Origin of the sequence: Capnocytophaga sp. oral taxon 326 str. F0382, from assembly GCF_000318295.1 — a bacterium.
GTDB lineage: Bacteria > Bacteroidota > Bacteroidia > Flavobacteriales > Flavobacteriaceae > Capnocytophaga > Capnocytophaga periodontitidis.
The window spans coordinates 31,152-37,575 of the sequence record NZ_KB291395.1 but is presented as its reverse complement, the minus strand read 5'-3'; the positions used below and the strand labels follow the sequence as shown (position 1 = coordinate 37,575).

General features: G+C 44.2%; 2 protein-coding genes. Both read right to left on the bottom strand.

The window, feature by feature from the left end; all coding sequences use genetic code 11:
- Positions 1 to 68: 68 nt before the first annotated feature.
- Entirely contained in the window at positions 69 to 2,135 is a 2,067-nt protein-coding gene (locus HMPREF9073_RS05490) for a beta-galactosidase (RefSeq protein WP_009413010.1), read from the bottom strand.
- Between the two features lie 43 nt (positions 2,136 to 2,178).
- A complete protein-coding gene (locus HMPREF9073_RS05485; RefSeq protein ID WP_034555463.1) occupies positions 2,179 to 6,222 on the bottom strand; it encodes a two-component regulator propeller domain-containing protein in 4,044 nt (1,347 codons plus the stop codon).
- Positions 6,223 to 6,424: the final 202 nt, after the last annotated feature.

The following is a 6,424-nucleotide window of genomic DNA, read 5'->3' as shown; positions in this document are numbered from 1 at the left end:
TTTGTCCAAGTTTTGGGACTTTGACAAAGTCTATGATACAAAAATTGCAAATAATTGATTAGGAAATTTTATTTCCAAAGAATTACTAAGGTTTCTTCAGAGGATAGGCGTGCGGTGTTGGCTGTTGTACTTCCTCCCTTATCCGCAAAAACGACCGAAGGATTTACTCCTTTGGGGCAACGCAATGCCACTGAGGTAGCTTGTGGACGTTTGTTGATGAGTATCGTAAGATATTGATTGCCTTTTTGCATTGTATACATTTGCACTCCTTTTTGGTAAGTTTCAAACTGGAAAGGCACAGTGGGTTGTGCTTCGGCGAGTAGCAAATGCGAAAGTGCTTCCCCTTTGCCACTTCGCAAAGCGCCTAACCCCAATAGCGATGGGAACCAAAAGGTCTCTCCCCTCACAAAGCGATGTCGCATTGCCAACACACTATTCCCCTCTTGGGCAACTATTTGTCCTTGAGTGTTGTAGATACTCCCTTTCCAAAGGTGGGTGGGCAGGGGTGCGTTTTGGTAATTTACACTGAAATCGGTAGGGAGGCATTTTACTTCTTTCAGCGCTCCCCCTAATACATCTTGTAGCGGAAATCCCGTGTGATGTAGGGCAAACATATTTTCGTCGTAGAACGCACTGAGTCCTTCCATTATCAGTTTGCCACCATTGCGTACAAAGTTGCGCAGGGGTTCCCAATAACGCGATGGGAGGCTTATTTGTCCTGATAAAATAATCGTTTCGCCTTTGTAAGAGGGTTTGTTCCAGTTGAACTCATCAAAGCATTGAAACTGACTATTGATACCGTTTTCAAGTAGGGTTTCGTACATTGCAAACGCCGATTTCATAGCCCCTCCGGTATTTCTGCCCTCGTAATCATTGTTGGTATTATCATTTAGTTGAGCTTTCTTTTCTACCCAAAGTGTTTCGCGGGTATAGAGGATGTGAATATTGGCTACTACGGGTTTAAATTTGCTGATATTGATTTTTCGGAGTGTTTTAGCAACTTCGGAGGCAGCAATGAGTCGGTCGGTAGGTTGGTTTTGGAAATCTACGAGTGCCCATTCGCCTGCTTCATCACCCACAGTACGGGGGTTTAAGCACCAAAACAAGATATGTTCAGCACCGTTGCCAATGCTCGTCCACAGCCATTGGGTGATTTCTTCTTTGGTAGGGCAGAAGGCTTTATAACCGCTATAAGTGTTGTTACCTCCTTGCAATTCGGTTACCCAAAAGGGCAATTCGCCTGCTCCCGAACGTATGATAGCGCAATTTGCCCCTAAAGCTGTAGCATACTGATTTCTGTGAAACATAGTGTAATGCCAACTGGGGTGAGCAGAAGCGCCTAACGAATTGAGGAAGTTGCGCCAAGCGGGGAAGTTGTATTCGGCAATATTGCTGAATATTTGGTGAGAATTGACGTGCAAATAGGCATTAGGGTCGTATTTTTTTACCTCATTGGCAATCCATTGCAGGTACCAAGTGTTGTAGTGCAGCAAGAATTGTTGAGGGGTGAAATCTACTATTTGTGGGTAGCCTTTGCTGTTGTAGGCAGTAGGTTGTAGTGTTTTGAGCCATTCACTTTTTTGGATATTGGCAAAAGCGTCGTTAGGCACCCAACCCCCAGTGCCAGGTTCGTTCATCAGCACCCAACCATAGAGGGCAGGTGAGGTTTTGAAATGGGTTACTACTTGCTTGATATAGGTAGCAATTTCTTGTAGATGCGACTGCGAATAAGGGTGTTTAAAGCCACCTAACGAATTGTCGGGGGCAGCGGGGAAGAGCGTACCTACAATCTTCACATTGTACCGCTCGGCTGCTTTAAAAGCCTTGTCGAACAGCGAGAAATCCCAAGTACCGTCGGGGCGCTTCATATAGTTCTCGAACATACGAATGCGGCAACAGTTCATTTGGTGCTCGCTGAGGAGTTTGAACCAAGTATTTATCTCCTCATCACTTTGACCAGGCTCTATGAACACCTGTGCACCAATGGGTGATACATAGGGTTGCGCTTTCACAGTGGTAGTGATGGAGGCAATCCCAAGTAATAAAAGCCATATATAACTTCTTAAAAACATACAAATACTTTTTTGGTGGTACATTTTGTGCTGCAAAGGTAAGGCAATAAAGTCTTTATCCACTTATCTTTTCTTTTAGAAAACTTATCAAATTAGCTTATACGCTTCACATTTCACTTTCCCCTTTCAAATACTCTCTCGGTGAGGCGTTGTAAAACTTCTTAAACGAGCGACTGAAATTCGATAGCTCTTGGTAACCCACCTTATAGGCTACTTCCGAGATGTTCAAATTGCCTTGTTTCATCAGTTGGGCAGCCGCGGTCATACGTATTTGTACAATCACGTTGTAAGGGGTGGTGTTCATAATGGCTTTTACCTTTTTGAAGAGTTGGTTGGTGCTCATATTCAGGGCATCGGCGAGGGCATCGATACCAAACTCAGGGTCGCTAAGGTGTTCCATTACAATGTTGTTCACTTTATCTACAAACTCTTTTTTCCAAGGTTGCCCGATGAGTTTTTCGCGGTACACATTCAGGTCGGATGAGGAGCTGTACTGTTCCCACAGCTTCTTGCGTGAAAGCAGTATATTTTCGATGCGCTTGCTGAGTATTTTAGCCGAAAAAGGTTTGGTGATATAGTCTTCTACACCCAAACTGTAGCCCTCTACCACTTGCGATTCCTTGTCTAAGGCAGTGAGCAGAATGATAGGGATATGGTTTGTTTTTTCGTTGGCGCGCAGTTCTTTTACCATTGAAATACCATCGCGTTTAGGCATCATAATATCCGATACAATAAGGTCGGGAATGTGGGCAATTGCCAACTCTAAGCCCTCTTCGCCGTCGCGTGCCAATAGTACGTGGAAATGCTCGTTGAGAATGTGCTGTATATAATCGCGCATATCGTCGTTGTCTTCCACTACCAAAATAGTCTCTTCCTTGTCGGTTGCATTTTCTTGTGGAGCTATTTCTTTTACTGCTTGGGTAGAGTCTATCTGTTGCAAGGTGATAGACGCCTCGTCGTGGAGTTGTGGCACATCTAAAATAGGCAACAATACCGTGAAGGTAGCGCCTTGTTTTTCTTCACTTTCCACCTCTATATGTCCTTGGTGTAGGTCGACGAGGTCTTTGGTGAAGGCGAGTCCTAAGCCAGCCCCTTCGTTGTGGATTTCTTTTTGGCGTTTGCCTTGCAAGAAAGCGGTAAAGAGCTGTTTTTGTTCTTCTTTGGAGATGCCAATGCCTGTATCGGCTATCTTTATTTGCAAAAACTTCTGTTGGTTTTGCACCACAGTAGCAATAAGCACCGTGATTGCACCTTTTTCGGGGGTGTATTGGAAGGCATTCCCGATGAGATTGTAGAGAATTTTATCTAACTTATCGGCATCAAAAGGCATCCACAAGCTGGGCATTGTACTCTTGATAGTGTATTGTATTTGTTTTTCTAAAGCGAGATAAGCAAAGGTTTCACTCACTCCTTTCACAAATTTCACCACATCGTCATACTGCAAATTCAGCTCTAATTTGTTCTTTTCTAACTTTCTAAAATCGAGTAATTGGTTGATGAGGCGCATCAGTTTTTGGGCGTTGCGCAACATCATTGTATACTTATCTTTGTATTCCTTAGGAGAGTTCTCATCATCTACCATTTGGTTCAGCGGACCTACAATCAGCGAAAGCGGTGTTTTGAACTCGTGAGAGATGTTAGAGAAAAAGTTGGTTTTCATCTCGTTGATTTCGTACATACGCTGGGCTTCCAATTGCGAGATGCGTAGGTTCTGTTTGTCTCTTTCCTTGATGGTGTAATACTTCACGATAAGCACGAGTAAGCCTACCCCCAGCAAGGCATAGAGGATATAAGCCCAAGTTGTTCGCCAAAGCGGAGGGGCTACTATTATCTTAATTGTAGTAGGTTTTTCGCTCCACACCCCGTCGTTGTTAGTGGCTTTTACTTTGAAGATGTAAGTACCTGGGTTGAGGTTTGTATAGGTAGCAATGCGCTCGGAAGTGTCGTAAATCCAATCGCTGTCGAAACCTTCGAGCATATAGGCGTATTGGTTTTTGAAAGAAGCGCGGTAGTTCAATGCCGAAAAACGGAACGATATTACCGATTGCCAATGTTTAAGGTGAATGCTTTGGGTCTCATCTATCACCTCACTGAGCACCCCGCCTTCTTCTGGTCGTACCGATTTGTTGAATATTTGAAAATCGGAAATTACTACTTTGGGTTGGGTTTGGTTAAGGGTAAGCTGTTGAGGATAGAAAGTATTAAAACCGTCTTTTCCTCCAATGAGCAACTCGCCGTCTTTGGCTTGTGCAAAAGCCCCTAATTGAAAGCCCGAATTTTGTAAGCCATCGTACTCGTTGAACACTTGAAACTGTTGGCTTTTTGGGCTGTATTTCAGTACTGCCGAAGGGGTGCTCATCCACAGATTGCCACTGTTATCTTCTGCCAAACCGAAAATAGGGTCGCCATAGTCGGTGCCTTTACGGCAAATGAGCTCAAAGCGTTCGGTTTTCTTGTCGAACTTGTGTAGCCCTCCTTTGGTGCCTATCCACAAGGTACCGTCCTTGCTCTCGTGAATAGCCGTAATAAAGTCGTTGCTCAGGGTGTGTGTGTTGTTTTTTAGGGCTGTATAAGTGTGTTTGAGTTTTAGGTCGCGGGTATAACTGCGCAAGCCTTTTTCGGTGCCTACCCACAAAAGGAGGTCTTGGTCGCGGTGAATTACGTGGGTTTTATCTTCGGGGTAAATAATGTTTTTACTTTCGAATAGTGGGGTAAAAACACCCGTAGCGGGCTGGTAGTTGATAGCCCCCAACTCGGTAGCAAGCCAAAAGGAATTATCCCAATCTTTCGTAATTTGATAGACGTTGCGGTAGGTGTAGTTCGTACCGGTAGGCACGGGAATGGGTACTTGACTAAAACTGTTGGACGAAGGGTTGTACTTAATGAGGAAATTGGCGTAGTTGCCTATCCAAATATTCCCTTCGGCATCTTCACAAAAAGCCTGATAGAGCTGGGTATTGGGGTTGTAGGATTGGTTGCTAAAAGCGGTGAGTGTCTTTCTGTCGGGATTGAGTTTATCAATATGGTTTAAGCCTCCTATCCAGAGGTTGCCTTTGCTGTCCTTAAAGATAGCGCGCACTTGTTTTTCCGAAAGAAAATTCTTGTACCTCACCCATTTGAATTGGGCAGGGGTAGGGCTAAAATAGTAAATCCCTGAGGCGGTACTCACCCACATCAGTTGGCTTTTATCTCGGTAGATGTGATTCACACTTTCATTAGCAAGTTGCGGGTTTTGCAAGTCGGTAATGGTGTGAGTGTTTTTGTTGAGGAGTTTGATGCCCTCGTTGGTCTCTATCCAAATGTTGTGCTGACCGTCATCGGCTACCGAAAGCACGTTCACATTGTGCGTACAAGGGGTCGCACCACACACCGCATAACGTTGGTAGTTTTTCGTTTTTTCATTTAAGCTATACAAACCACCGTGTGCCGATGATACCCAAACAGTGCCTTCTGGGTCTTTGTAGAGGTTGAAAATGTGCTTGCATACCTTCTCATCAGTGTCGTTTGTATGCCAATAAGGGTGTAGCTCAAATTGTTTTTCCTTGCGGTTAAAACGGTACACCCCGCCACCCCACGAACTGAGTATGAGCGTGCCATTGGTCGCTACCATACCCGTAAGGGCGTTGTTCAGGGGTTTGGAAGTGCCTTTTTCTCGAATGTCGTAATGAGTGAAAACACCTGTTTTGGGGTTGAGCATATCTAGTCCGCCACGGTCTACGGCTATCCAAATCATACCCGCCTCGTCCTCTACTATGCCTGCTACATCGTTATAGCTAAGGCTATTACTCCCTTTTTGATGTTTGTAGGTGGTGAAGATACCCGTGCGCAGGTTCAGTTTGCTGAGTCCTTCGCCTTTTAAGCCAATCCAAAGGTTATGCTGACTGTCTTCAAACAAACATCTAATAGAGTTCCCTGCTAGGCTGTTCTTCTGGGTGCTATTGTGCTTATATACAGTGATATCATAGCCGTCGAACTTGTGTAATCCGTCATCAGTGCCTATCCATATAAAGCCTTTTGAGTCCTGCAACATACTGGTTACCTCATTGCTCACCAGTCCGTTGTGGGTGGTGATTTTGGATAGATACGCCCAGTCCTGCGCTGAGAGCAACGCAGGAAATAACACCCATATTATGTAGAGTAGTCTCCTCATTTTTATATTCTTATTTTTAATCTCCCACAAAGCCAGCGAGGGCTCCAGCTGGGTATGTGAAACACGAATTTTCACGAAATTAAGAGTGTATAAAAGTCTTTATTTTTATTATCTTACGAATTTTCACCTGACGGTGATTTTTTTTTGTGAATATATTATGATATAAAGCTATAAATCAATATTCTGTTATATCGAACTGACG

Bases quoted from the DNA above. Each gene is read 5' to 3' on its own strand.
- HMPREF9073_RS05485 (WP_034555463.1), bottom strand. From the start codon at position 6,222: ATGAGGAGACTACTCTACATAATATGGGTGTTATTTCCTGCGTTGCTC.